The organism is Stenotrophomonas sp. STEN021 (genome assembly GCF_056760175.1).
On the sequence record NZ_JBRREH010000074.1, the window covers coordinates 1 to 24,481 of the forward strand.

Genomic DNA, 24,481 nt, shown 5'->3' on the forward strand with positions numbered 1-24,481 from the left:
TTCTACCCCGCCGTACGGGGGTCTTTTTGTGTTTTTTTTTTTTTGTCGGTGTGTACTTAGGCTTCTTATTAAAATATCTACTACCCCCCCCCCCGTGCCGGGGCCCCCCACTACGCAAACAAAAAAACGGAGCGCTTGCGCGCTCCGTTTCTGTACCACCGACTACCGCAGCTGCAATCAGAGGCGGCTGGCGATGGCCTGGGCGAAGCCCATGGTGGTGCCAGTGCCGCCCAGATCGCCAGTCAGCGAGTCCTTGGCTTCCATCGTGGCAACGATGGCCTTGCGCAGGCGCTCGGCGTTTTCCGGCTGGCCGACATGGTCCAGCATCTGCGCAGCGCCCAGCAGCAGCGCGACCGGGTTGGCCTTGCCCTGACCGGCGATGTCCGGTGCGGTGCCGTGCACGGCTTCGAAGATGGCCGCATCAACGCCGATGTTGGCACCCGGGGCCAGGCCCAGGCCGCCGACCAGACCAGCACACAGGTCGGAGATGATGTCGCCAAACAGGTTGGTGGTGACGATGATGTCGAACTGCTCCGGACGCATCACCAGCTGCATGCAGGCGTTGTCGACGATCATTTCCTGGAACTCGATTTCCGGGTACTTGGCGGCGACTTCGCGCGCCACGTCCAGGAACAGGCCCGAGGTCGACTTGATGATGTTGGCCTTGTGCACGGCGGTGACCTTCTTGCGGCCGGTGCTCTTGGCCAGCTCGAAGGCGTAACGCACGATGCGCTCGGAGCCCTTGCGGGTGATGCGGGTGCCGGAGAACGCGGTCTCGCCGTCAGCCGACACTTCCTGGCCTTCGGCCAGGTAGGCGCCTTCGGTGTTCTCACGCACCGTGATCATGTTGATGTTCTCGTAGCGCGACTTGGTGTTCGGGAACGAGATGGCCGGGCGTACGTTGGCATACAGGTCGAACTGGCGACGCAGGGCAACGTTGATCGAGCTGAAACCGCCACCGACCGGCGTGGTCAGCGGGCTCTTCAGGGCGACCTTGTTCTTCTTGATCGATTCCAGGGTGGAAGCCGGGATCAGCTCACCGTGCTTTTCCAGCGCGGCCAAGCCGGCGTCGGCGAACTCATAGCTCAGGCCAGCGCCCAGCTTGTCCAGCACGAACAGGGTGGCGTCCATGATTTCCGGGCCGATGCCATCGCCGCGGATGACGGTGATTGTCTGCGTCATTTCTAGGTATTCCGAACAGGGAGGAGGAATGCGCCATCCGGCTGCCCGGAACCCGGCGCGATTGAAAAGGTTTCAACTGTCAATTATGCCTGATCAGCCGCGCCAGCCCCAACTGGACGAAGGTCTGGGGTTCAGCTGTGCTCGTGCCCAGCCGGCGCGGCGGCCGCCCCGCTCTCCAGCTGGTCGAGGAAATCCACCGCCCGCCGCAGGTGCGGGATGACGATGGAGCCGCCCACCACCAGGCCGACCGAGAAGGTCTCGAAGAACTCCTCGCGGCTGACCCCGGCCTCCTTGCACTGGGCCACGTGGTAGCTGATGCAGTCATCGCAGCGCAGCACCATCGAGGCCACCAGGCCCAGCAGCTCCTTGGTCTTCACATCCAGCGCGCCGGCCTGGTAGGTCTGGGTATCGAGCGCGAAGAAGCGCCGCACCACCTGGTTGGGCTCGGCCAGGATGCGCTGGTTCATGCGCTGGCGGAATTCTGTGAATTCGGCCAGGCGGTCCTTCTCGTTGTCGGCGCTCATGCGCCCTGCCCGGCCAGCAGCGGCTCCAGCTTGCCTTCGCGGTGCAGCGCGATCATGTCGTCGTAACCGCCCACATGAACGTCGCCGACGAAGATCTGTGGCACGCTGGTGCGCTTGGTCAGCGCCATCATCTTCTCGCGCGCAGCCGGGTCCAGGTCGATCCGGACCTCGGTCCAGGACTGGTTCTTGCTCTTCAGGAAGTTCTTGGCCGCCACGCAGTACGGGCAGACGGCGGTGGAGTAAATGGTGATCTCCGGTGCACCGGCGCTGGATGAGGTTGTCACAACGAAACTCCTGAGTGGAAACATTGTCTACATATGGTACCGGTCGCGCGGATTATCGATGCCACCGGCAGAACACAGCGGGTTAACCTCTGCTTCACACCCGCGTCCCGCTTCCCCGTCATCCTCCGCCCTGCCACTACCCGGAGTCACCGCTTGCGCAACCTGCTGCTTGCCACCGCCATAACCCTGGCCCTGGCCACCCCGCTGTCCCATGCCGATGACAGCAAACTGCCCGACATCGGTTCGTCGGCCGGTGAGCTGCTGACCCCGGCACGGCAGGCGGAGTACGGCGGCATGATGCTGCGTGAACTGCGCAACTACGGCTATCTGCTGGACGACCCGCTGGTGAATGACTGGCTCGGCACCATGGGTACCCGGCTCGGCTCCAACAGCGCGCAACCGCAACAGAAGTACACGTTCTTCATGATGAAGGACCGCCAGATCAATGCGTTTGCCACATTGGGCGGCTACGTCGGCATGAACGCCGGCCTGGTACTCACCGCCGAGCGCGAGGACGAGGTGGCAGCGGTGCTGTCGCATGAAATCGCCCACGTCACCCAGCAGCATGTGCTGCGCGGGGTGGAACGTGCCCAGCGCGACCAGATCCCGATCCTGCTTGGCATGCTGGCGGCAGTGATCGCCGCGCAGCAGGCCGGTGGCAATTCCTCCGGCGACGCCACCATGGCCGCCATCACCTCCGGCATGGGGCTGATGCAGCAGCGCCAGATCAACTTCACCCGTTCCAACGAATCCGAGGCCGACCGTCTTGGCATCCGCACCCTGGCCCGCAGCGGCTATGACGTGGACGCGATGGCCGGCTTCTTCGAACGCATGTCGGCGGCGATGCGTGGCAACGAAGGCGGCTATTCCACCCCGGACTTCCTGCGCACCCACCCGGTCAACATCACCCGCATCAGCGAGGCCAAGGCCCGCGCCGAGCAGATGAAGAAGGACACCGTCCCGCTGACTACCCAGACCCCGACCGGGGCACTGCAGGAAAGGGCCAGCCCATCCGCACCCGCCACCAGCAGCAACCCGCTGGGCGGCGGCAATCCGCTGTTACCGTCCGGCCTGCAGTTGTCCCTGCCCGACAACAGCCTGCCGCGCGGGCCCACCGGCCAGTTCGACTGGGCCCGCGAACGGCTGCGCGTACTCAGCGCGCCAACCCCGTCGGAGCTGGTGCGAGAGTACGAAGGCCTCAAACGCAGCCAGAAGGATGGCCTGACCGACCCGCAGCGCTACGGCGTGGCCATTGCCCGCCTGCGTGACGGTGGTGCTGGCGGCGTCGCCCAGGCCCTGCCCGAGCTGCAGCAGCTGCTGCAGAAATACCCGGACAACCTGTGGGTGAACCTGGCCCTGGGCGAGGCCGAATCGCGCAGGGGGCAGCACGAAGAGGCCAACAAGCGCTTCGACGCCCTGCTCAAGCGCCTGCCGCAGAGCCGCCCGGTAGCCCTGACCTACGCACAGGTCCTGAATGAGCAGGGCGGCGTTGCCGCCGGCCAGCGCGCGCAGGCCATGCTGCGGCCGCTGCTGGCCCGCTCCAGCGATGACCCGGTGTTCCAGGCCACCTTCGCCCGCGCCAGTGAACTGGCCGGCGACAGTACCCGCGCCAGCGAAGCCTATGCCGAAGCGGCCTATCTGAATGGGCGCCCGGAACAGGCACTGATCCAATTCCAGGCCCTGCTCAAACAGCCCGGGCTGGATTACGTTAGCCGCGCCCGGGTCGACGCCCGCATCGAATCGATCATGCCAACCGTGCTGGAAATGCGCCGGCTAGGCGTACACGACCCGGAAATGTCACGAAAGTGAACCTGCCTGCGACAACCTGCCGGGTTTACCCGTTCCCAATGTCACAAACCCGTCATCAAACCGTAGTCTACTGAGCACATCCCTTATTGATGGGCATTCCGGTAGGCGCCACGTGCAGAAACGTATCCTGATTGTCGACGACGAACCCGCGATCCGTGACATGGTCGCCTTCGCCCTGCGCAAGGGCGAGTACGACCCGGTCCATGCTGGCGATGCTCTCGAAGCGCAGACCGCCATTGCCGACCGGGTACCGGACATGATCCTGCTGGATTGGATGCTGCCGGGTACCAGCGGCCTGGAACTTGCCCGCCGCTGGCGCAAGGAAGTGCTTACCCGCGATGTGCCGATCATCATGCTCACCGCACGCGGTGAAGAGAATGATCGCGTCGGTGGCCTGGAAGCCGGCGTCGACGACTATGTGGTCAAGCCGTTCTCTGCGCGCGAACTGCTGGCGCGTATCCGTGCGGTGATGCGTCGCACCCGCGACGACGACGAAGACGGCAGTGTCGGCGTTGGCAACATCCGCATCGACGGTGCCGCCCACCGCGTGTTCGCCGGCGATGTGCCGGTGCCGATCGGCCCGACCGAATACCGCCTGCTGCATTTCTTCATGACCCATCCGGAGCGTGTCTATACCCGCTCGCAGCTGCTCGACCATGTCTGGGGCGGCAGCGTGTATGTGGAAGAACGCACCATCGACGTGCATATCCGTCGCCTGCGCAAGACGCTGGAACCGTTCGAAGCCGAGAACATGGTGCAGACCGTGCGCGGTGCCGGCTACCGCTTCTCCGCCGCCACCTGAACGCTGGCGGCCACGCGGCCGCAGGCGATGCTATAACCCGTGATACCCCCGACGGATCCACCGCGTACCACCGAGAGTGCAATGCCCCGCCAATTCCGATCTGCCTGGTTGAAGACGCTGGCCACCGTGGCCACGTTGCTGTTGCTGGCATGGGGGCTTGGGGCATTGCTGGGGCACCCCGCCTTGGCGGTGGCAATCACTGCCCTGGCAATGCTGACCTGGCACTACTGGCGCCTGCGCCAGCTGCTGCTGAGGCTGACCGCACGACAGCGCTGGGACACGCCCGACGGCGTCGGCGTCTGGAATGAACTGGACCGCCTGCTGTCACGCAACCAGCAGGAAATGCGCGCGCGCAAACGTCGTCTGGTCGAAATGCTGCGCAGCTACCGTGCCGCCGCTGCCGCATTGCCCGATGCAGTGGTGGTGGTCGATCGCAATACCCAGCGCGTGCAGTGGTTCAACGAAGCCGCCACCACCCTGCTCGGCCTGCAGCATCCGGCCGACATGGAGGCCGCACTGGTACCCCGCCTGCAGCCGCTGCCACTGGCCCATTGGCTGGCCGGTGGCCGCAATGCCGAACCGATCCTGGATGCCAACTCGCCGGTTGATCCGGCCATCCGCCTGCACATGCGCTTGATCCCGTATTCGGATCACCATTGGCTGCTGGTCGCACGTGATGTGACCAAGCTGCTGCACCTGGAGCAGGTGCGCAGGGACTTTGTCGCCAATGTCTCGCACGAGTTGCGCACACCGCTGACCGTGGTGCACGGCTACCTGGACATGATGGACCCGGAGGACTTCCCCGATACCGGGCCGATGCTGTCGGAAATGCGCAAGCAATCGCAGCGCATGGCGCAGCTGGTCGAAGACCTGCTGACCCTGTCGCGGCTGGAATCGCAGCAACATACCGAGTTGGAAACGGTAGGCATGACCTCGATGCTGGCCTCGCTGCGGCGCGAAGCCGAGGCGCACAGCCAGGGCCGCCATACCATCGTCGTCGAAGACCAGGCCGGGGTGGATCTGGCAGGTTCCAACAAGGAGCTGCACAGCGCTTTCTCCAACCTGCTGACCAATGCCGTGCGCTATACCCCGGCCGGTGGCCGTATCACCCTGACCTTCAGCCGCGAAGGCAATGGCGCCGTGCTGGCGGTCACTGACACCGGCTACGGCATTCCCGCCAACCACCTGCCGCGATTGACCGAGCGCTTCTACCGCGTCTCCAGCAGCCGTTCGCGCGAAAGCGGCGGCACCGGGCTGGGCCTGTCCATCGTCAAACACATTCTCGGCCTGCACCAGGCACGCCTGGAAATCCGCAGTGAAGTCGGCCAGGGCAGCACCTTTGCCTGCCACTTCGACGCCGAGCATGTACGCCCGCGCAATGCATCCCCCTCGCCTTTGTCCATGGAAGACTTCCCGGCATGACTCCTCCCCCGCCCCCCGCCACGCCCGCCGCCAGCACCGATCCGTTGCGTGATCCGGCGCTGTACATCAACCGGGAACTGTCACAGCTGGATTTCAATTTCCGCGTGCTGGCCCAGGCGATGGATGAGCAGGTGCCGTTGCTGGAGCGGCTGCGCTTCCTGTGCATCTCCTGCACCAACCTGGACGAATTCTTCGAGATCCGCGCCGCCGCCGTCCGCCATGCGCAGGAATTCGGCCTGCCGCCAGCGCCGGACGGGATGAGCCCGCAGGCCATCCTCAACGCCATCCATGACCGCGCCGCCGAACTGGTGGACCAGCAGTACCGCTGCTGGAACCAGGTATTGCGCCCGGCCTTGGGCGAGGCCGGTGTCGGCATCCTCGCCAACAAGACCTGGACCCCGCGCCAGCGACGTTGGCTGCGGGCTTACTTCCGCAACGAGATCATGCCGGTGCTGTCGCCGCTCGGCCTGGACCCATCGCACCCGTTCCCGAAGATCCTCAACAAGTCACTGAACATCGTCGTCGTGCTGAAGGGCACCGACGCCTTCGGCCGTGCCGGCCATCTGGCGCTGGTACGCGCACCGCGTTCGCTGCCGCGCATCATCCAGTTGCCCGAATCGCTGGGCGGCCCACAGAACTTCGTGCTGCTGTCGGCGGTGCTGTCAGCCTTCGTCGATGAATTGTTCCCGGGCATGGATGTGCAGGGTGCCTATCAGTTCCGTGTCACCCGCAACTCCGAGCTGGTGGTGGACGAGGAAGAAGTGGAAAACCTGGCGCTGGCGCTGCGCGATGAGCTGGTCGACCGCGGCTATCGCCCTGCCGTGCGTCTGGAGATCGCCCACGACTGCCCCAAGCCCATCATGCAGACCCTGCTGCAGAACTTCGGCCTGTCGGAGAACGCGGCCTATCGCATCGACGGCCCGGTCAACCTCAACCGCGTCATCCAGGTGTATGACCTGCTGCAGCGGCCGGACCTGAAATACCCGCCGATGAGCCCGCGCGTGTTCAAGTCGCCCGAGGGCATCTTCGAGACCGCTGCGCAGGGCGACGTGCTGCTGCACCACCCATTCGACTCCTTCAGCACCGTGCTGGAGCTGATCCGCGAAGCCGCGGTCGATCCCAACGTGCTGGCGATCAAGCAGACGCTGTACCGCACCGGCAAGGACTCCGGCATTGTCGAGGCGCTGATCCTGGCCGCACGCAACGGCAAGGACGTCACTGTCGTGGTCGAGCTGCGCGCGCGCTTCGATGAAGAAGCCAACCTCGGCCTGGCTGACCGCCTGCAGGATGCCGGTGTGCAGGTCGTCTACGGCGTGGTCGGTTACAAGACCCACGCCAAGATGCTGCTGATCGTGCGCCGCGAGGGCCGCAAGCTGCGCCGCTACGTACACCTGGGCACCGGCAATTACCACAGCGGCACCGCCCGCGCGTACACCGACCTGAGCCTGATCACCGCCGATCCGGACATCGGCAACGATGTGCACCTGCTGTTCCAGCAGCTCTCCGGGCTTGCGCCGAAGATGAAGCTTAAGTGCCTGCTGCAATCGCCGTTCACCCTGCATGCCGGGCTGATCAAGCGCATCGAGCGCGAGACCAAGCTTGCCCTCGACGGCAAGCCGGCACGCATCATCGCCAAGATGAACGCGCTCAACGAGGCGCAGGTGATCCGTGCCCTCTACGCCGCCTCACAGGCCGGCGTGCAGATCGACCTGATCGTGCGCGGCGCCTGCACCCTGCGCCCGGGCGTGGAAGGCGTGTCGGACAACATCCGCGTGCGCTCGATTGTCGGCCGCTTCCTCGAGCACAGCCGCGTCTACTGGTTCGGCAACAACGGCGCGCCCGAGCTGTACTGCGCCAGCGCGGACTGGCTGGAGCGCAACCTGCTGCGGCGGGTGGAAACCTGCTTCCCGATCCTGGACACCGATCTGGCCCGGCGCATCTACCGCGAGGTGCTGCAGAACTACCTGGACGACAACCTCAATGCCTGGGATCTGCAGGAAGACGGCCGCTACATCAAGTGCGAACCCGCAGCCGGGCAACCGCCGCATTCAGCGCAGCAGGCATTGATGGAGGGTTTGTAGGAGCGAAGATTACCGGGGCAAGGTGACGCCGAACCCCGGGCTTCGGCTACCATTCCGCCATGCCCCAGTCCTCTCTGACCCCACCGCCCCTGCAGGACGGCGACCTGCTGGCCGCCATCGATCTGGGCTCCAACAGTTTCCATATGGTCATCGCGCGCTACCTGCTCGGGCAGCTGCGGGTGGTGGACCGCCTGCGCGAAACCGTACGCATGGCCGATGGCCTGGATGGCAAGGGCGGCCTGTCGCCCGAAGCCCGCCAGCGCGCGCTGGAATGCCTGGCCCGTTTCGGCCAGCGCATCCGCAACATCCCGCCCTACCGCGTGCGCGCCCTCGCCACCAATACCGTGCGCCAGCTGCGCTCGCCGCTGTCGTTCCTGATGCCGGCCGAAACCGCGCTCGGCCACGCCATCGAAGTGGTCAGTGGCCGCGAAGAAGCCCGTCTGATCTACCTCGGCGTTGCCCACGCACAGCCGCCCAAGCCCGATCAGCACCGGCTGGTGATCGACATCGGCGGCGGCTCCACCGAGTTCATCATCGGCCAGGGCATGCAGACGCTGGAGCGCGAAAGCCTGCAGGCCGGGTGCATCGCCAGCACCAGGCGCTTCTTCCCCGGCGGCAAGCTGAGCAAGAAGCGCTGGAAGGACGCACTCACCGAAATCGGCGCCGAATTCCAGCCCTTCGCCAACAAGTACAAGGCATTGGGCTGGCAGGAAGCACTGGGCTCATCCGGCACCCACAAGGCGATCAGCGAGATCTGCGCGGCGATGAAGCTGAGCAAGGGCGCGATCACCGCCGAAGCGCTGCCGCAGCTGCGCGAGGAACTGCTGCGCGCCAAGAACATCAACGAGATCGAATTGCCGACGCTGTCCAACGAGCGCCGCCCGATCATCGCCGGTGGCGTACTGGTGCTGGAAGCCGCGTTCCAGGCGCTTGGCCTGCAGAAGCTGCTGGTCAGCAAGGCGGCGATGCGCGAAGGCATCCTCTACGACATCATGGGCCGCGCCAACGACAACGACCCGCGCGACGAATCGGTGGCCGCACTCACACAGCGCTACGCCATCGACGAAGCCCAGGCGCAGCGCGTGGAAGCCACTGCGCAGCGCTTGTTCGAACAGGTCTCCGACGCCTGGAAACTGGATGTCGATGATGCCCGCATGCTCGGCTGGGCTGCACGCCTGCATGAGCTGGGTTTGATGATCGCGCACAGCGGTTATCACACCCACGGCAGCTACGTGATCGAGCATTCGGATATCGCTGGTTTCTCGCGCCAGGAGCAGCAGATGCTGGCGGCGCTGATCCGCACCCATCGTCGCGGCATTCCCAAGAGCGCGTTCGAGGCCCTGCCCGAGCGCCTGTTGCTGCCGGCCAAACGCACGGCGGCAATTCTGCGACTGGCGGTGCTGCTGCACCGCGCACACGAGCCCGACCCGATCCCGACCCTGGAGCTTTCGGTCGATGGCAATGCCCTGTCGCTGATCCTGTCCAAGGACTACATCGACGCCCGCCCGCTGCTGCGCGCGGATCTTGTTGGCGAGGCCGAAGGCATGACCGGACTGGGTTTCAGCTTCCGGCCATTCGTGGCCTGAGCGCCGAGGCCAAACGGCCACAGCGCTCAGGACACAGCTGAAACTGGCACCACCAATACGTAACCTTGGTTACCTATTGCGCCATGACAAACACTTTTTTTACAAACGGCGCTACTCTCACCAAACCATCCTTGCACTTGCAACGATGGTCTTTGATGGAGATCGCGGCGGCCTTACGCCGCAATCTCTTTTTGACATTTGTCAGTTTCAAAAGAGAGAGAGCCCGCAATGCAAACACGTTCCAGCGTACTGGGGCAGGCGATTCGCTATGCCTTGGTTTCGAGCACCGTCGGCATGACCGCCCTGCCCGCGCTCGCCCAGGACAGCAATCCCACCACCCTTGATCGTATCGAGATCACCGGTTCACGCATCCGCCAGGTCGACGTCGAAACCGCGCAGCCAGTGTTCGCCATCAGCCGCACCGATATCGAACAACAGGGCTTCAGCTCGGTTGCCGACATCCTGCAGAACGTCACTGCCATGGGCAGCCCCGCAATCAGCCGCGCCAATGCGCTGACCGCAGGTGAGAACGCTGGCGGCACCTACATCGATATGCGCAACCTGGGTACCCAGCGCACCCTGGTGCTGGTCAACGGCAAACGCCTGGGCATCAGCACCTCCGGTTACCAGGACGTGTCCAATCTGCCGGTGTCGGCAGTGGAGCGTATTGAAGTACTGAAGGACGGCGCTTCGGCCATCTATGGCTCCGACGCCATGGCCGGTGTGGTCAACATCATCACCCGCTCCAATGTCAACGGCGTTACCGCCAACGTCTACCACGGCCAGTTCAGCCAGGGCGATGGTGCGCGTGACCGTTTCGACGTGATCGGCGGCTGGAGCAACGACCGCATCTCGCTGACGCTGTCAGCCGAACACAGTGAAGAAAAGGCTGTCTGGGCCAAGGACCGCTGGTTCAGCGCCTATGGCATCAGCGACCGCCATCCGAACGATGCCAGCAACTGGACCACGCTGAGCCAGTACGGCCAGATCACCGGTCTGAAGGGTGGCCCCGGCTGCACCGCCACCGCCGGTTGCAACTATTCGCTCAACCGTGGTGCCGACCCGACCAATCCGGCCAACTACCACATCACCGACACCACCCCGTTCACCGGTGATGTCAGCAACGCCAACAACCAGATGCACGTGAACTACCCGATCAAACGGGATTCGGTGTATTTCGATGGCCGCTTCAAGATCACCGACGCCATCAACTTCAAGACCGAACTGGGCTATAACCAGCGCAGCTCCAGCCGCCAGATCGCAGGTTATCCGCTGCAGTCAAGCACCGCTGGCATCGGCCCGATGTCGATCGACAGCTACTTCAACCCGTTTGGCAACCAGCATGGCTATGCCAAGCCGACCGCCGTGGCCTGGAATCGCCGCACCTGGGAAATCCCACGTGTTACCAACAGCGAGCTGAAGACCTATCGCGCGGTGGCCTCGTTCGATGGCTCCTTTGACATCGGCGAGCGCTACTTCGATTGGGAAGCTGGCTACCAGTACAGCCGCAACGAGCTGGAATCCGTTGCCACCGGCAACCTGCACAAGGGCCGCGTTGCGGCTGCAGTGGGACCGTCGTTCTACAACGCCGCCACCGGCAAGGTCGAATGCGGCAAGCCTGGCGCACCGGTCGCCAACTGCACCCCGTGGAATCCGCTGGCTCCATACGGCAGCACCGATCCGAACGGCCTGACCGCCAACACCACTCTGCAGGACTGGCTGTTCCCGCCGGAAATCACCAAGGGCAAGACCACCAGCAAGAACTTTTTCGCCAACATCGCCGGCAGCATCGTTACCTTGCCGGCCGGCGACCTGGGTTTTGCATTCGGCGTTGAGAGCCGCAAGGAAGCCGGCGAGTACATCCCCGATCCGCTGGCCCAGACCGGCGCCACCACCAATCTGGCCGCTGGCCCGACCGGAGGCGACTACAGAGTCAACGAAGCCTACCTGGAGCTCAACATCCCGGTGCTGGCCGACCTGCCGGGCGCGCGTGAGTTGAGCTTCAATGCTGCAACCCGCTATTCCGATTACGACACCTTCGGCAACACCGTCAACAGCAAGTTCGGCTTCAAGTGGAAGCCGTTCGAGCAGCTGCTGGTGCGCGGCACCTGGGCAGAGGGCTTCCGCGCCCCGACCATCAACGACCTGTTCGGTGGCGGCTCGGAAACCTTCGCTCAGTTCAGCGACCCCTGCGATACCGTGTTCGGCGCCTCCAAGACCAGCACCGAGGTGCGTGCCCGTTGCGCACGTGACATCGCCAACGCCAACACCTTCCGTCAGCTCAAGCAGGGCATGACCCCGGTGACCACGGCATCCGACGCCACGCCGCTGCCGTTCGTTGGCGGCTCCAATCCCTCGCTGACCCCGGAAACCTCCACGAGCAAGACCTTGGGTCTGGTATGGAGCCCAAGCTTCATCAGCAACTTCAACGTGTCGCTGGATTGGTGGAAGATCCGCATCGACAACACCATCGTCTCCGACAGCCCGAACCAGATCCTGATCGACTGCTACGAGCAGGGCATCGATGCACGCTGCAACCGCTTCACCCGCGACCCGGTAACCGGCATCGTCAACACCCTTCGCTTCGGCAACCGCAACGCCGGCTTCATGCAGACCGAAGGCTATGACATGGACCTGAGCTATCGCTTGGATACCGATTACGGCAAGTTCAGCACCAGCTGGGCCACTACCTATGTCAGCGAGAACATCTACCGTTCGACCAACGACAACAATGTGGTCCCCACTCCCAGCAACGGCATCGGCAGCGGCTTCCGCGTTCGCTCCAACCTGACCGCTGGCTGGGAACGTGGCAACTTCGGTGCCAGCTGGACCGCCCGTTACTTCTCCGGCGTCAAGGAGCAGTGCCCGAGCATCGCACTGTATCCGGCAGAGTGTTCCGACCCGGGCGTCTACGCGCCTTGGTACAAGGGCGCGCGCAACTACAACGAGCGTGGCGCAGTGACCTTCCACGACGTGCAGGTGCGTTACAAGCTGCCGTGGGATGCCACCGTTTCGGTCGGTGCCAACAACGTGTTCGAGAAGTACGGCCCGGTGATGTACAGCAAGCCGAACTCGGCCTTCTCGTACTACGGCGGCTACGACATCGGTCGTTTCGTGTACATGAAGTACCAGCAGCGCTTCTGATCCCTGCCTCGCAGGTAGAAAAGCACCAGGAACCACGGCCCTTCGGGGCCGTGGTTTTTTTCGTTGACCCGGTAACAAAGTCGTCAACTGGAAGTAACAGTCGCTTCATTCCGGGCGCGCATCCTCGCCAAAAACCGGGAGCCAGCCATGCGCTTTGCGATCGTCACCGAGACCTATCCGCCGGAGGTCAATGGCGTTGCCTTGACCGTGCAGGGACTGGAACACGGCCTGCGCAGCCGCGGCCACGACATCGATGTGGTACGCCCACGCCAGCAACAGGACGGCAGCGGCGCCGCCCACGAAGTACTGGTGCGCGGTGCCGGCCTGCCGCGCTACCCCGGTCTGCGCTTCGGCCTGCCGGCGCCTTTGCGGCTGGCCCGGCAATGGCAACAGCAACGCCCGGATGCGATCTACGTGGCCACGGAAGGCCCGTTGGGATGGTCGGCAATGCGTACCGCGCGCAGGCTGGGCATCCCGGTCGCCTCGGGTCTGCACACGCGTTTTGATGAATATCTGCCCGACTACGGCGCTGCCTGGTTACAAGGCACCGCATTGCGCTGGATGCGCCGTTTCCACAATCAGGCAGAAGCTACCTTGGTCCCCACCCGCGAGTTGCAGCAGTTTCTTCTGGACAATGGATTTTCCCGCGCGCGGCTGCTCGCGCGCGCGGTGGACGGCAGCCAGTTCGACCCCAATAAACGCGATGCCGCCTTGCGTGCCGACTGGGGCATCGAAGGCGAAGGCTTCGCGGTGATCTATGTTGGTCGCATCGCCGCGGAAAAAAACCTGGGCCTGGCGATCAAGGCCTTCCGCCGCATCCAGCAGCAGCGGCCGAAAGCACGCTTTGTCTGGGTTGGCGATGGCCCCCTGCGCGAGAAGCTGGCCGAGCAGAACCCGGACTTCATCTTCTGCGGCGTGCAGCGCGGTGAAGCGCTGGCCCGCCACTTCGCCAGCGGCGATCTGTTCCTGTTCGCCAGCCGCAGCGAAACTTTCGGCAACGTCACCCTGGAAGCCATGGCCAGCGGCGTGGCGACGGTGGCCTTCAACTACGGCGCCGCCCGCGAGCATCTGCAGAGTGGACACAGCGGCGTTGCCGTGGACAACGATGAGAACTTCATCGCCGCCGCCGTGCAACTGGCCAACGATGACGAAATGCGCAGCACCCTCGGTGCCAACGCCAGCCGCGCGATGCAGCGCCTGCATCCGGAACACGTGGTCGCCGAATTTGAAGCACTGCTCAGCGAACTGGCCTCCCGGAGACGCTGCCATGCGATTGCTGCCGCCTGAAGGCATCGCCGCGCGCGAGGCACGCTGGTGCCGCCGTGCAAACCGTTACGGTCGCCGTCGCGGCATCCGCCGCCTGTTTTCGGTACTGAGCCGCCTCGGCGATGGCGTGTTCTGGTACATGTTGATGGGCGCGCTGGTGCTGGCCGATGGCCTGGATGGCCTGCAGGCCTCCGCGCACATGGCCGCCACCGGCGTGCTGGCACTGACCCTGTACAAGCTGCTCAAGCGCTGGACCCGGCGCCCGCGCCCATTTGCCGCCGACCTGCGCATCCGCGCCTGGGTGGCACCGCTGGATGAATACAGCTTCCCGTCCGGCCACACCCTGCATGCAGTGTCCTTCACCGTGGTGGCGCTGGCCTACTATCCCTGGCTGACCCCGCTGCTGCTGCCCTTCACCATAGGCGTAGCGCTGTCGCGGGTGGTGCTGGGCCTGCACTACCCCAGCGATGTACTGGCCGCCACCGTCATCGGTGTATTGCTGGGCGCAGGCTCGCTGCAGCTGCTGCCGCTGCTCGCAGGCTGATCAGGCTCTACAATGCGGGCATGACAACGCTGTTCATCTCCGACCTGCACCTGGACCCCAGTCGTCCAGCCATCACTGAACTGTTCCTCGATTTCCTGCGCGGCGAAGCGCGGCAGGCCGAGGCGCTGTACATCCTGGGCGACCTGTTCGAAGCCTGGATCGGCGATGACACGCCTTCCAGCGCCGCCGATGCGGTCGCGCTGGCGCTGCGTGAGGTAAGCGACGCCGGTGTGCCGGTGTACTTCATCCGCGGCAACCGCGACTTCCTGCTCGGCAACGACTATGCCGCACGTGCCGGCATGCGCATCCTGCCGGATCCGTCGGTAATCCAGCTGTATGGCAAGCCGGTACTGCTGCAGCATGGCGACCTGCTATGCACCGATGACGTCGCCTATCAGGCCTTCCGCGCACAGACCCGTAACCCGGCCTTCATCGCCCAGTTCCTGTCGCAGTCGCTGGAAGCACGCGTCGCCTTCGCGCAGAAGGCCCGTGCCGCCAGCCAGGCGCATCAGTCAGAGATGAAGCAGGACGACAAGGCGACCTTTGAGACCGTCACCGATGTGGCCCCGGCCGAGGTGATTGCCACCTTCCAGCGTTACGGCGTAGACACCATGATCCACGGCCACACCCATCGCCCGGCGATCCATGCCGTGAATGCCGGCGAGCACAGCTTCACCCGCATCGTGCTGGGGGACTGGTATGAGCAGGGTTCGGTGTTGCGTGTGGATGCGGATGGCTACCGGCTGGAAGCGTTGAGCCGCTGAACCGACACACGGATTTGTGGCTGTTTTGTAGGAGCGGCGTCAGCCGCGAGGCTGGTACAAAAAAAACCGCCAGATGTAGCTGCGATTGCAGACCTGTCTGGCGGCTTTTGCATTTGTGGTTTCGCGGCTTACGCCGCTCCTACAAACACCTGGGATCAGGGGGCTTCCACCGGTACCGATGGATCGCGGGCGCAGCCCTTGAAGGTGTCCTTGCCGAGCACGAATTCCGCGGTGAACGGGTGTTTCAGGTCGGACATGCCATCCGAACACTCGGCACGCTGTAAGGTCAGCTTGAACGCGTCCTTGCCCTCCCCGCCCTGCACCACCAACAAGCCATCCTGCAACATGCGGCTGCCTTCGAAATGCAGCGGGCTGGCCTGGGTTTCCGGGGTGCTGTAGTCGAGCTTGCCGCCATCCGCGCGCACACTCCAGAACGGCTCATTGCCAAAGGCCTGCACGATGACAGGGAAATCATCCTTGGCAGCCACTGCCTCAGCCGGTGCGACAGGTGCCACCGGAGCCGGCGTTGTAGCACTGGAATCAGCTGCAGGCTTGGAACCGTTGCATGCCGACAATGCCACTACCAGCGCGGCCAGCGTAAGAATCTGCTTCATTGTTTTCTCCTTGACTGCATCGTTGCCGATCGAGAACACACTGACATGCGACTCGACCTGATGTTGGCGCATGCCTTTGCATCATCCCGTGAAAGACATGGATACGGAAAGCCGCATCTGCCGCGCCGATGGTGGAATGCAGGCGAGCTGGTCGTCAATCGGACACGGCCCGAGTTGCGGGGATCATTCATCGTTGAGCCCAGCACTGCCGACGGGAACAGTCGCCGCCAATGACGCGGCGGCCTGTTTCACCGCGCGCGATGTTCAGCCGGCTTGTTCAACCAGATAGTCCAGTTCGTCTTCATCGAAACCGGCCAACAGGCGCGCTTCCAGATTGAAGGGCCCGCGCAGATAGCCACCGGCGTATTCGCCCAGCAGCTCTTTGAAACGCTTGCGTGGCTCGACCCCAACGCGCGCGCAATACCAGTGGTACCAGCGCGTGCCTGCGGCGACATGGGCCACTTCTTCGCGCAGGATCACCTCCAGCACGTCGGCGGTAACGCCATCTCCCAGCGAGCGCAGCTTGCTGATCATCGCCGGCGTCACATCCAGGCCGCGCGCTTCCAGTACCCGCGGCACCAGAGCCATGCGTGCCAAGCCGTCGTGCGCGGTCTTCTCGCACATTTCCCACAGGCCGTTATGGGCGGGGAAATCAGCGTAGTCGTGGCCATGTACCAATAGCCGATCACGCAGCAATACGAAGTGGCGCGACTCATCATCGGCGCAGCTCACCCAATCGGCGTAGAAGCTGCCCGGCAGGCCGCGGAAGCGATAGACCGCGTCCCAGGCCAGGTCGATGGCATTGAGTTCGATATGGGCGATGGCGTGGATGAAAGCAGCGCGTCCATCCATTGATCCCAGGCCACGACGCGGCAGGTCGCGTGGGTGCACCAGCACCAGTTGCGGCGGGCGGCCCGGCGCGCGGATCGGTTCGGGCTGTGGCGCTTCTGCCGGCAGCTTCAATGTGCCAGCGCGGTAGCGCGCGGCGTAGTGCTGGGTAAGCGCGACTTTTTCAAGCGGATCGGCGGCGGCCATGCAGATGCAGGCGGCGTCGAGCAGGGAGAAGTCGGCTGCTTCGGGCGGTGCTGCGAATGCTTGGTTGGTTATGGACGGCAGTGCTTGTTGCGGGTTCATGGGTGCTCACATGTTGCCGCTTCGTTCTGCCCTCACCCCAACCCCTCTCCCGCAGGGAGAGGGGCTTATGAGTCAGGCGCGGCGCTGGGTCTTGGCTTCGTCCGAACGCAATTGTTGGATGCGCTCGAAGTAACCCGGCTCGATGCCGGTGACGTATTCGCCGTTGAAGCAGGACGAATCGAATTCCTTCAGTTCCGGGTTGCCTTCACGCACGGCGACTTCCAGGTCTTCCAGGTCCTGGTAGACCAGCCAGTCGCAGCCCAGGTGCTGCTCGATTTCCTCGACGCTGCGGTTGTGCGCAACCAGTTCTTCGGCGGCCGGCATGTCGATGCCGTAGATGTTCGGGAAACGCACCGGCGGCGCGGCGCTGGCCAGGTAGACCTTGCGTGCGCCGGCATCGCGCGCCATCTGCACGATCTGCTGGCTGGTGGTGCCGCGCACGATGGAGTCATCCACCAGCAGCACCACGCGGTTGCGGAACTCCAGGTGGATGGGGTTGAGCTTGCGACGCACGGATTTCACCCGCTCACCCTGCCCCGGCATGATGAAGGTGCGGCCGACGTAGCGGTTCTTGACGAAGCCTTCGCGGTACTTCACGCCGAGCACGTTGGACATTTCCAGCGCGGCATCGCGCGAGGTGTCCGGGATCGGGATGATGGTATCGATGTCATGGTCCGGACGCAGGCGCAGGATCTTCTCGCCGAGTTTCTGGCCCATGCGCATGCGCGCCTTGTGCACCGACACGTTGTCCATCATCGAGTCGGGGCGCGCGAAGTACACGTATTCGAAGATGCACGGCGTCTGCTGGGTATTGGTCGCGCAGATCTCGGTGAACAGCTCGCCGCGCTCGGTGATGACCACCGCTTCACCCGGCGCCACATCGCGCATGCGCTCGAAGCCGAGCACATCCAGCGCCACCGATTCGGAAGCCACCGCGTACTCGACGCCTTCGGCATGGTTGCGCTTGCCCAGCACCAGCGGGCGGATGCCGTGCGGGTCGCGGAAGGCCACCAGGCCCAGGCCCAGCACCACGCTGACCACCGCATAGCCGCCCTTGCAACGCCGGTGCACGCCGGCCACGGCGCGGATCGCCGCTTCCGGGGTCAGCATGCGCTGTGCGTCCAGCTCGTAGGCGAACACGTTCAACAGCACTTCGCTGTCCGAGTCGGTATTGATGTTGCGGCGGTCGGCCTCGAACACCTGGCGACGCAGCGCCTCGGTATTGATCAGGTTGCCGTTGTGCGCCAGCGCGATGCCGTACGGCGAGTTGACGTAGAACGGCTGTGCCTCGTCGGTACCTTCCGAGCCCGCGGTCGGGTAGCGCACATGGGCGATGCCGATGCGACCCTGCAGCAGTTCCATGCGGCGCTCGTCAAATACGTCACGGACTAGGCCGTTGGCCTTTTCCACGCGCAGGCGAGTGCCGTCAGCGGTAGCGATACCGGCCGCATCCTGGCCACGGTGTTGGAGGACGGTCAGGCCGTCATAAAGCTGCCCGGCGACGTTCTGGTTGCCGACGATTCCGACGATGCCACACATGTTGCGCGATCTCCGCTGGGCGATGCCCGTTAACGTGAAGGTGGCCGTGCCTGGCCCTGAGGCTCAACCCGTATCGGCTTGAGTTGACCCGGGCGCACCTGCGCCGGATCGATATTGGAGGGCAACGCCCCCGCCGGGTCAGCTCGGCCTTGCTCTGCGCTGCGCTGGCGGGGATCAAAACGCGTCCCTTCCAACGGCGCCGGCAGCAAGCCACTGCCCGCATCTGCTTCGTTCGGTCCGCCATTATCGCCTGCCAGCACCGACTTACCCAAGTCCATCAGCGCCATTGCCGGCGATTCAGGCGGCTGCGGCAGCTTTTTGCGTGCCCAGTCAGCCATCGGCTGCAGCCAAGGCACCACGCTGGACTGACGCCAGCCAGGCTCCTCGTCCATGGAGGTGAAGCCCAACAGCAGGACCGCCAGTACCGCCAACAGCACCCCGCGCACCGCGCCCAAGGCCAGACCGAGCAGCCGATCCGGCCATTTCAGCAGGACCGTGGCATCGACCACGCCACGCAGCAGGCGTCCGACCAGCGTCGCTGCCAGCAGCACAGCGATGAATACCAGCAGGTAGCCGCCGGCATAATCGCCAGCACTGGGCTGGCCTTGATCGGCGAGCAACAAGGCGGCGCGCGCGCCATAGTAGAAGGCGGCGGCAGCGGCCAACAGCCAATTCACCACGCCTAGAACAGTCGCCAACAGCCCACGCATCAGCCCGAACAGGGCCGACACGCCGATCAGCGCCAACAACACCAGATCAATCACCGCGCGCCTCGCAGGTACGCCGCGAGGATGCGCAACGGGTCAACAGGGCGCAGCGCCGCATCAAGGGTGCGGGCGGACCATGCCGGCGATGCCGACCTTGGCCGCGACCTGCGCCTTGAGTTGTTCAGCCTGCTCGCGGCTGGCCACCGGCCCGATGCGGACGCGGTTGAGCACGCCGTTGTCGGTGCGCACCTGCTCGACAAAGGCACTGAAGCCGGCGGCACGCGCACGATCGCGTAGTGCGTTGGCATCGGCAGCCTGGCCGAAGGCACCCAACTGCACGGCGAAACCCACACCACTGGCAGCGGGCGCGGCCGGGGTGGTAACGGCCGGCTTGGCCGGGGTTGCCGCTACCGGCTTGGGCGGTTCAGGGCGGGCCGGTTCAGGCTTCGGGGCTTCAGGCTTGGGCGCTGCGGGTTTTGGTGCTGCCACGACCGGCTTGGCCGGCTCCGGCGGCAAGGCCTCGGTGCGCACCGGTGCGGTGTTCGAGGCGGCCACAGGGGTGCTGCTGGTGGCCGGTGGGGCGGCAGCGGTCGGTGCAGCAACTGCGTTTTCGGCAGCGGCGTTGAGCACCACCACCTGCGCATTCACGTCGTTGCGGACCTTGCCTGCTTCCAGCCGCACCAGTTCAGCCTGGGCACGATCGGCATACGGGCCGATGCGCACACGCCAGGCCGGGCGACCGTTGATGGTGTCGGCCTGGCGGAAGCCTGGCAGATTGGATTTCTTCAAATGCGCGATCACCGCGTCGGCATCCGCCTCGCTGCCATAGGCACCGAAATTGACCGCGTAGTTGCCGGCGGCGGTAGCCGGCGGCAGGCCGGTGGCAGGCTGCTCGACGGCAGCGGCCACGCTGGTTTCCGGCTGCGCAGCCGGCATGCCCAAGGCGCCGCCGGCCGGTGCGCCCGGCGCTACCAGTGGCAGTTCACGGGTTTCATACTGGCCCTCGGCCGGTGCCACAGGTGCGCTCAGCGGCACGTCCTGTACGCCACTGTCCGGCGCAGGTCCTTTGACCAGCATCGGCAGGAAGATTACGGCCAAGGCCACCAGAACGATGGCACCAATCAGTCGCTGTTTCAGAGGAGTTTCCACAATTGGCGTATGCGCGGCGCGGCGGAGTGCCCCGGTGATTATATGCGGGGCACGCGCAGCAGCGTCTTAGTCAGCTGAACGGAGTAGTGGCAGTGCTTCGGCCACCGTATGGAAGGAGCCGAACACCAGCACCCGATCGCCTTGCCGGGCCTGCGCCAATGCAGCGTCAAGTGCCTTGGCGACGCTGTCGGACAAGTTGGCATCAGCGGCAGCGGTCTGCGCCAGACGCTCGTGCAGCTGCGCAGCGGTTTGCCCACGCGCGCCTTCCAGCCCGCCCAGGAACCAGCCATCAACCTGCGCCTGCAGGGCTTCAACCACACCCGCAGCATCCTTGTCGGCCAGCGCGGCATAGACCGCGAACGTGCGGCCCTGCACTGGCTCAACCTTCAATGCTGCAGCCAAAGCGCCAGCGGCCTGCGGGTTGTGGCCTACATCCAGCAACACTTCAACGCCGTCGCGCTCAAAACGCTGCAGGCGCCCGACTACCTGCGCATCAGCCACACCCTGCGCCCACGCAGCGCGCGGTACCGGCTTGTCCAAGGCGCGCAAAGCAGCAACCGCGGTAGCAGCATTGTTGCGCTGGACCGGCGCCCACAAGGCCGGCTGCGGCAGCTCCAGGCGGAACGAGACATCACGCCAGCGCCACAACCCGGCATCAATGTCCTCGGCGAAGAAATCGCTGCCGAAACGGATCGCGTTGGCTCCGAGCACATAGGCGCGACGCAGCACGCTGGAGGGCGGATCGATCTCGCCGAGGATCAGCGGCTTCCAGCCGCGGATGATGCCGGCCTTCTCCTGGCCGATGGCTTCACGATCATTACCCAACCAATCAGCGTGGTCGATATCGACGGTGGTAATCACCGCCACATCGGCGTCGATGATGTTGACCGCATCCAGACGCCCACCGAGGCCGACTTCCAGCACCGCCAATTCCAGTCCAGCCTGCTGGAACAGCCACAACGCGCACAGCGTGCCGTACTCGAAATAGGTCAGCGCGGTATCGCCGCGAGCGTCTTCGACCGCGTTGAAGCCGGCTACCAGACTGGCATCATCCACTTCCTTGCCATCGATGCGCACGCGCTCGTTGTAGCGCAGCAGGTGCGGCGAGGTGTAGGCCCCCACCTTCCATTCCGCAGCCCGGGCGATGGACTCGATGAAGGCCACGGTCGAACCCTTGCCATTGGTGCCGCCGACCACGATGCAATGCTCGGCCGGCTGCCCCAGCTGCATGCGCTTGGCGACTTCGCGCACGCGCTCCAAGCCCATTGCGATGGCTTGCGGGTGCTGCTGTTCGATATGGGCAAGCCACTGTTCAAGCGTGGCGGGATGAGCGGAAGACATGCGTAAAGACTCTCGGGATCATGGGCCGGCACGAAAAGCCGGCTGCGCGTTGCGCGCGGGAATGGTGCCCATGATACAGCGGCGGCTGCGCACAGCCGCCAAGCTTGCCGGCATGTCATACCGGGACGGGTAGTGCCGAGCCATGCTCGGCAGGGGCTTCACCAGCATCCCATCAGTCCGGGGGTTGCAGGAGCGGCGCAAGCCGCGAAGCCACAGCAAGATCAGAAGCGGTAAAGCCAACCCCTCCCCAACCCTCCCCTTCGCTACGCGAAAGGGAGGGAGCAACTGCGGCAAAGCGAGGGAGCGTAGTGCCGGGCCAGCTCGGCAGGGGCTTCACCGGTAGAGCCTCAGCCCGGAGGGTTGTAGGAGCGGCGTAAGCCGCGAAGCCACAGCAAGATCAGAAGCGGTAAAGCCAACCCCTCCCCAACCCTCCCCTTCGCTACGCGAAAGGAAGGGAGCAACTGCGGCAAAGCGAGGGAGCGTAGTGCCGGGCCAGCTCGGCAGGGGCTTCACCGGTAGAGCCTCAGCCCGGAGGGTTGTAGGAGCGGCGTAAGCCGCGAAGCCACAGCAAGATCAGAAGCGGTGAAGCCAACCCCTCCCCAACCCTCCCCTTCGCTACGCGAAAGGGAGGGAGAAACGCACGCCCTCCCAGCCTTACAGCGCGCGGTGCTTGGCTTCACCAAAGAACGGCGTGTGGTGGGCGCAGTCGTTCAGGCGCACCACTTCCAGATGCTCGACGTCCGGGCCTTCCAGCAGGTTCAAGGTGGTCGGCGCCTGGCGGAAGCTCCACAGCTTGGAAATCGGCAGGCCGAGGATCCTGCACAGGATGACGCGATTGACCGCGTCATGCGCGACCACCAGCAAGGTGTCGTCTTCGCCCAGCCCTTCAGCAGCAGCAGTCAGGCCGCGCCAGCTGCGGTCCAGCACCTGCCGCAGCGATTCGCCACCGGGCATCAGCACGGTATCGGGCTCCTCGCGCCAGGCGCGCAGGCGCGCCGGGTCTTTCTCATCGATCTCGCTGGCGAGCAGGCCTTCCCACTCACCGTGGGCGATTTCCTGCAGGTCCGGCTCGGTGAGCAGCATGGATTCGCGTGCGCTGCCCAATGCGGCCTTGGCGGTGGCCTGCGCACGGCTCAGCGGCGAGGCCACCGCGCGGGTGATCTGCACGTCCGCCAGCCGCTCGCCCAAGGCCTTGGCCTGCGCCTCACCGACCGGCGAGAGGGGAATGTCGATCTGGCCCTGGTAGCGGCCTTCGGCGTTCCACGGCGTTTCGCCGTGACGGGCAAGCAGGATGCGCATGCAGCTGTTTCCATTGTGGTGGGGGTCCCGCCAGCTGTCCGCGACGGGAGGGGCATCATAGCCCGGCCGTGCGCCGATACCGCCCACGGTTTCCTTCGATACGGATCCTGCGCCGGCAACCGAGCCAACTGTGCACACGGTTTGCCGCAGCTGCCTGACCAGAGCGCAGCAGCAGCCGGCAACAGCACTGACGGCACGTTTACCTGCCCTGCGCAGGGGTTACCATGCCGGTTCCCTATCGGTGGCACAGCGTGACTTCCGCACGAGGGCAGCAACCTCAAGGCCCCAGAACGCGGCATGACCAGCACCCCCAGCTCTCCCAAGCAGTTCAAATTCAAGCTCTGGCATGAACGCCGCGACCGCTGGGTCGCAGTACTGGTTACTGCGGTGCTGCATCTGCTGATGTTGCTGCTCCTGCTGTACTCCAATCCACCGGTGGTGTCCTCGCCACAGGGCTCCTCCGGTGGCGGCCGCACCAAGGTCGATTTCGTCGGCGAAGCACCGCCGTCCACGGACCAGAGCAAGGTGCCGCCAAAGGACAAGCCCAACAAGACCACGCGTTCACAACCCAAGCCGACCACGCAGCGACGCAGCGAGGAGCGCAAGCCAGTGCCGGAAGCCCGCTATATCGAACCGCCGAGCGAGCCGGAGCAGGAAGAAACCAAGACCCAGGAGCTGGCCCAGACCCCGGCCGCGCCCGCAGCGGCTGCGAGCCCATCGGAAACCGTGCCGCGGCGTCCCCAGACCTGGACCGGGCGCCCGCCCGGCTCGATGGACAGGACCACCGCGCCGGACGATTACGGCCGATCCGCCGGCCAGGGCAATGACAGCGGCCGACGCATTGATCGCAGTGCCGGAGCACCGGCCATGGAAGTCGGCGGCTATCAGATCATCTACGACCTGCTCAGCGAGGAGAAGCTGCGCGCCTGGATGGACGGGGCCAAGGAGGTCAATGGCAAGAAGGAATTGTCGATCCCGCTGCCCGGCACCACCTACCTGATGGTCTGCCCAGCCGAAGTGGCGTTGCGCCGTGGCTCCAGCCAGTGCCGCATGCTGCAGGCCGGTTCACCGGAGTTGCAGGACATTGGCGATGCGCGCGAGTTCGTCATCGTGATGTACGTCTATCGCTACGGTGAGCTGCTGTGGCGTGGGCCCGGGCCCTACCGCTGAGTAGCAACGGGATATGTAGTTGCCCGCCAAGCGGCGGCCCCCCGTTTAAAATTAAAGCCAAAGACGCAAAAGGAGGGCCCAAAAGTAAGCCCGCGGCGCACCGCAAAAACCACCCCAAAA

General features: G+C 64.7%; 20 protein-coding genes. 10 read left to right on the plus strand and 10 right to left on the minus strand.

The genetic code is table 11. From position 1 onward, the window contains the following. Positions 1-177: 177 nt before the first annotated feature. The 3 genes from ACVOL0_RS15085 to grxC form a co-directional block, all read right to left on the minus strand. On the minus strand, positions 178-1,182 hold the full coding sequence (locus ACVOL0_RS15085) for an isocitrate dehydrogenase (protein ID WP_303749087.1): 1,005 nt from the start codon (positions 1,180-1,182) through the stop codon (positions 178-180). A gap of 131 nt (positions 1,183-1,313) precedes the next feature. Next, on the minus strand, positions 1,314-1,706 hold the full coding sequence (locus ACVOL0_RS15090; RefSeq protein ID WP_481507711.1) for a carboxymuconolactone decarboxylase family protein: 393 nt from the start codon (positions 1,704-1,706) through the stop codon (positions 1,314-1,316). Next, a complete protein-coding gene (gene grxC, locus ACVOL0_RS15095) occupies positions 1,703-1,990 on the minus strand; it encodes a glutaredoxin 3 (RefSeq protein ID WP_481549791.1) in 288 nt (95 codons plus the stop codon). Before grxC ends, ACVOL0_RS15090 begins: the two co-directional genes overlap by 4 nt. A 153-nt stretch (positions 1,991-2,143) precedes the next feature. Here grxC and ACVOL0_RS15100 point away from each other — a divergent pair, with 153 nt between their 5' ends. The 9 genes from ACVOL0_RS15100 to lpxH all read left to right on the plus strand — a co-directional run bounded on the left by ACVOL0_RS15100 (position 2,144) and on the right by lpxH (position 15,408). Continuing rightward, on the plus strand, positions 2,144-3,799 hold the full coding sequence (locus tag ACVOL0_RS15100) for a M48 family metalloprotease (RefSeq protein WP_481549792.1): 1,656 nt from the start codon (positions 2,144-2,146) through the stop codon (positions 3,797-3,799). 112 nt (positions 3,800-3,911) lie between these two features. Continuing rightward, entirely contained in the window at positions 3,912-4,601 is a 690-nt protein-coding gene (gene phoB / locus ACVOL0_RS15105) for a phosphate regulon transcriptional regulator PhoB (protein ID WP_481549793.1), read from the plus strand. 81 nt (positions 4,602-4,682) lie between these two features. Beyond that, positions 4,683-6,023, plus strand: a complete 1,341-nt coding sequence (gene phoR / locus ACVOL0_RS15110) for a phosphate regulon sensor histidine kinase PhoR (RefSeq protein WP_481549794.1) — start codon at positions 4,683-4,685, stop codon at positions 6,021-6,023. After that, positions 6,020-8,104 (plus strand): polyphosphate kinase 1, encoded by a 2,085-nt coding sequence (ppk1, locus tag ACVOL0_RS15115; RefSeq protein WP_481549795.1) that lies wholly within the window; start codon positions 6,020-6,022, stop codon positions 8,102-8,104. The genes phoR and ppk1 overlap by 4 nt, the downstream gene beginning before the upstream one ends. Before the next feature lie 59 nt (positions 8,105-8,163). Then, positions 8,164-9,690, plus strand: coding sequence for an exopolyphosphatase (gene ppx / locus ACVOL0_RS15120; RefSeq protein ID WP_481549796.1), 1,527 nt, complete (start codon positions 8,164-8,166; stop codon positions 9,688-9,690). Positions 9,691-9,918: 228 nt separating this feature from the next. Then, positions 9,919-12,834, plus strand: a complete 2,916-nt coding sequence (locus tag ACVOL0_RS15125; protein WP_481549797.1) for a TonB-dependent receptor domain-containing protein — start codon at positions 9,919-9,921, stop codon at positions 12,832-12,834. A gap of 147 nt (positions 12,835-12,981) precedes the next feature. Beyond that, positions 12,982-14,121: a glycosyltransferase family 4 protein gene (locus tag ACVOL0_RS15130; RefSeq protein WP_481549798.1), complete on the plus strand. Its 1,140-nt coding sequence runs from the start codon at positions 12,982-12,984 to the stop codon at positions 14,119-14,121. Next, entirely contained in the window at positions 14,102-14,644 is a 543-nt protein-coding gene (locus tag ACVOL0_RS15135; RefSeq protein ID WP_481549799.1) for a phosphatase PAP2 family protein, read from the plus strand. Before ACVOL0_RS15130 ends, ACVOL0_RS15135 begins: the two co-directional genes overlap by 20 nt. A gap of 20 nt (positions 14,645-14,664) precedes the next feature. Further along, on the plus strand, positions 14,665-15,408 hold the full coding sequence (lpxH, locus tag ACVOL0_RS15140; RefSeq protein WP_481549800.1) for a UDP-2,3-diacylglucosamine diphosphatase: 744 nt from the start codon (positions 14,665-14,667) through the stop codon (positions 15,406-15,408). A gap of 155 nt (positions 15,409-15,563) precedes the next feature. Here lpxH and ACVOL0_RS15145 read toward each other — a convergent pair whose 3' ends face one another. From ACVOL0_RS15145 to ACVOL0_RS15175, 7 genes are all read right to left on the minus strand, one after another. Continuing rightward, positions 15,564-16,022: a COG3650 family protein gene (locus ACVOL0_RS15145; RefSeq protein WP_481549801.1), complete on the minus strand. Its 459-nt coding sequence runs from the start codon at positions 16,020-16,022 to the stop codon at positions 15,564-15,566. A gap of 264 nt (positions 16,023-16,286) precedes the next feature. After that, positions 16,287-17,057, minus strand: coding sequence for a ferritin-like domain-containing protein (locus tag ACVOL0_RS15150; RefSeq protein ID WP_481549807.1), 771 nt, complete (start codon positions 17,055-17,057; stop codon positions 16,287-16,289). 171 nt (positions 17,058-17,228) lie between these two features. Then, positions 17,229-18,695 (minus strand): amidophosphoribosyltransferase, encoded by a 1,467-nt coding sequence (gene purF, locus ACVOL0_RS15155; protein ID WP_481549802.1) that lies wholly within the window; start codon positions 18,693-18,695, stop codon positions 17,229-17,231. Positions 18,696-18,724: 29 nt separating this feature from the next. Beyond that, entirely contained in the window at positions 18,725-19,459 is a 735-nt protein-coding gene (locus ACVOL0_RS15160) for a CvpA family protein (RefSeq protein WP_481549803.1), read from the minus strand. A gap of 60 nt (positions 19,460-19,519) precedes the next feature. Continuing rightward, positions 19,520-20,551 carry an SPOR domain-containing protein gene (locus tag ACVOL0_RS15165; RefSeq protein WP_481549804.1) on the minus strand — a complete coding sequence of 344 codons (1,032 nt, stop codon included), beginning with the start codon at positions 20,549-20,551 and terminating at the stop codon, positions 19,520-19,522. A gap of 66 nt (positions 20,552-20,617) precedes the next feature. Beyond that, positions 20,618-21,892, minus strand: a complete 1,275-nt coding sequence (folC, locus tag ACVOL0_RS15170; protein WP_481549805.1) for a bifunctional tetrahydrofolate synthase/dihydrofolate synthase — start codon at positions 21,890-21,892, stop codon at positions 20,618-20,620. 654 nt (positions 21,893-22,546) lie between these two features. Next, positions 22,547-23,191, minus strand: a complete 645-nt coding sequence (locus ACVOL0_RS15175; RefSeq protein WP_303749072.1) for a histidine phosphatase family protein — start codon at positions 23,189-23,191, stop codon at positions 22,547-22,549. Positions 23,192-23,488: 297 nt separating this feature from the next. Here ACVOL0_RS15175 and ACVOL0_RS15180 point away from each other — a divergent pair, with 297 nt between their 5' ends. After that, positions 23,489-24,361 (plus strand): type II toxin-antitoxin system RelE/ParE family toxin, encoded by an 873-nt coding sequence (locus ACVOL0_RS15180; protein WP_481549806.1) that lies wholly within the window; start codon positions 23,489-23,491, stop codon positions 24,359-24,361. Positions 24,362-24,481 lie beyond the last annotated feature (120 nt).

Bases quoted from the DNA above. Each gene is read 5' to 3' on its own strand.
- ACVOL0_RS15085 (WP_303749087.1), bottom strand. From the start codon at position 1,182: ATGACGCAGACAATCACCGTCATCCGCGGCGATGGCATCGGCCCGGAA.
- ACVOL0_RS15175 (WP_303749072.1), bottom strand. From the start codon at position 23,191: ATGCGCATCCTGCTTGCCCGTCACGGCGAAACGCCGTGGAACGCCGAA.
- ACVOL0_RS15130 (WP_481549798.1), top strand. From the start codon at position 12,982: ATGCGCTTTGCGATCGTCACCGAGACCTATCCGCCGGAGGTCAATGGC.
- ACVOL0_RS15145 (WP_481549801.1), bottom strand. From the start codon at position 16,022: ATGAAGCAGATTCTTACGCTGGCCGCGCTGGTAGTGGCATTGTCGGCA.
- ppx (WP_481549796.1), top strand. From the start codon at position 8,164: ATGCCCCAGTCCTCTCTGACCCCACCGCCCCTGCAGGACGGCGACCTG.
- lpxH (WP_481549800.1), top strand. From the start codon at position 14,665: ATGACAACGCTGTTCATCTCCGACCTGCACCTGGACCCCAGTCGTCCA.
- folC (WP_481549805.1), bottom strand. From the start codon at position 21,892: ATGTCTTCCGCTCATCCCGCCACGCTTGAACAGTGGCTTGCCCATATC.
- purF (WP_481549802.1), bottom strand. From the start codon at position 18,695: ATGTGTGGCATCGTCGGAATCGTCGGCAACCAGAACGTCGCCGGGCAG.
- ACVOL0_RS15135 (WP_481549799.1), top strand. From the start codon at position 14,102: ATGCGATTGCTGCCGCCTGAAGGCATCGCCGCGCGCGAGGCACGCTGG.
- ACVOL0_RS15150 (WP_481549807.1), bottom strand. From the start codon at position 17,057: ATGGCCGCCGCCGATCCGCTTGAAAAAGTCGCGCTTACCCAGCACTAC.
- ACVOL0_RS15180 (WP_481549806.1), top strand. From the start codon at position 23,489: ATGACCAGCACCCCCAGCTCTCCCAAGCAGTTCAAATTCAAGCTCTGG.
- ppk1 (WP_481549795.1), top strand. From the start codon at position 6,020: ATGACTCCTCCCCCGCCCCCCGCCACGCCCGCCGCCAGCACCGATCCG.
- ACVOL0_RS15090 (WP_481507711.1), bottom strand. From the start codon at position 1,706: ATGAGCGCCGACAACGAGAAGGACCGCCTGGCCGAATTCACAGAATTC.
- ACVOL0_RS15125 (WP_481549797.1), top strand. From the start codon at position 9,919: ATGCAAACACGTTCCAGCGTACTGGGGCAGGCGATTCGCTATGCCTTG.
- phoR (WP_481549794.1), top strand. From the start codon at position 4,683: ATGCCCCGCCAATTCCGATCTGCCTGGTTGAAGACGCTGGCCACCGTG.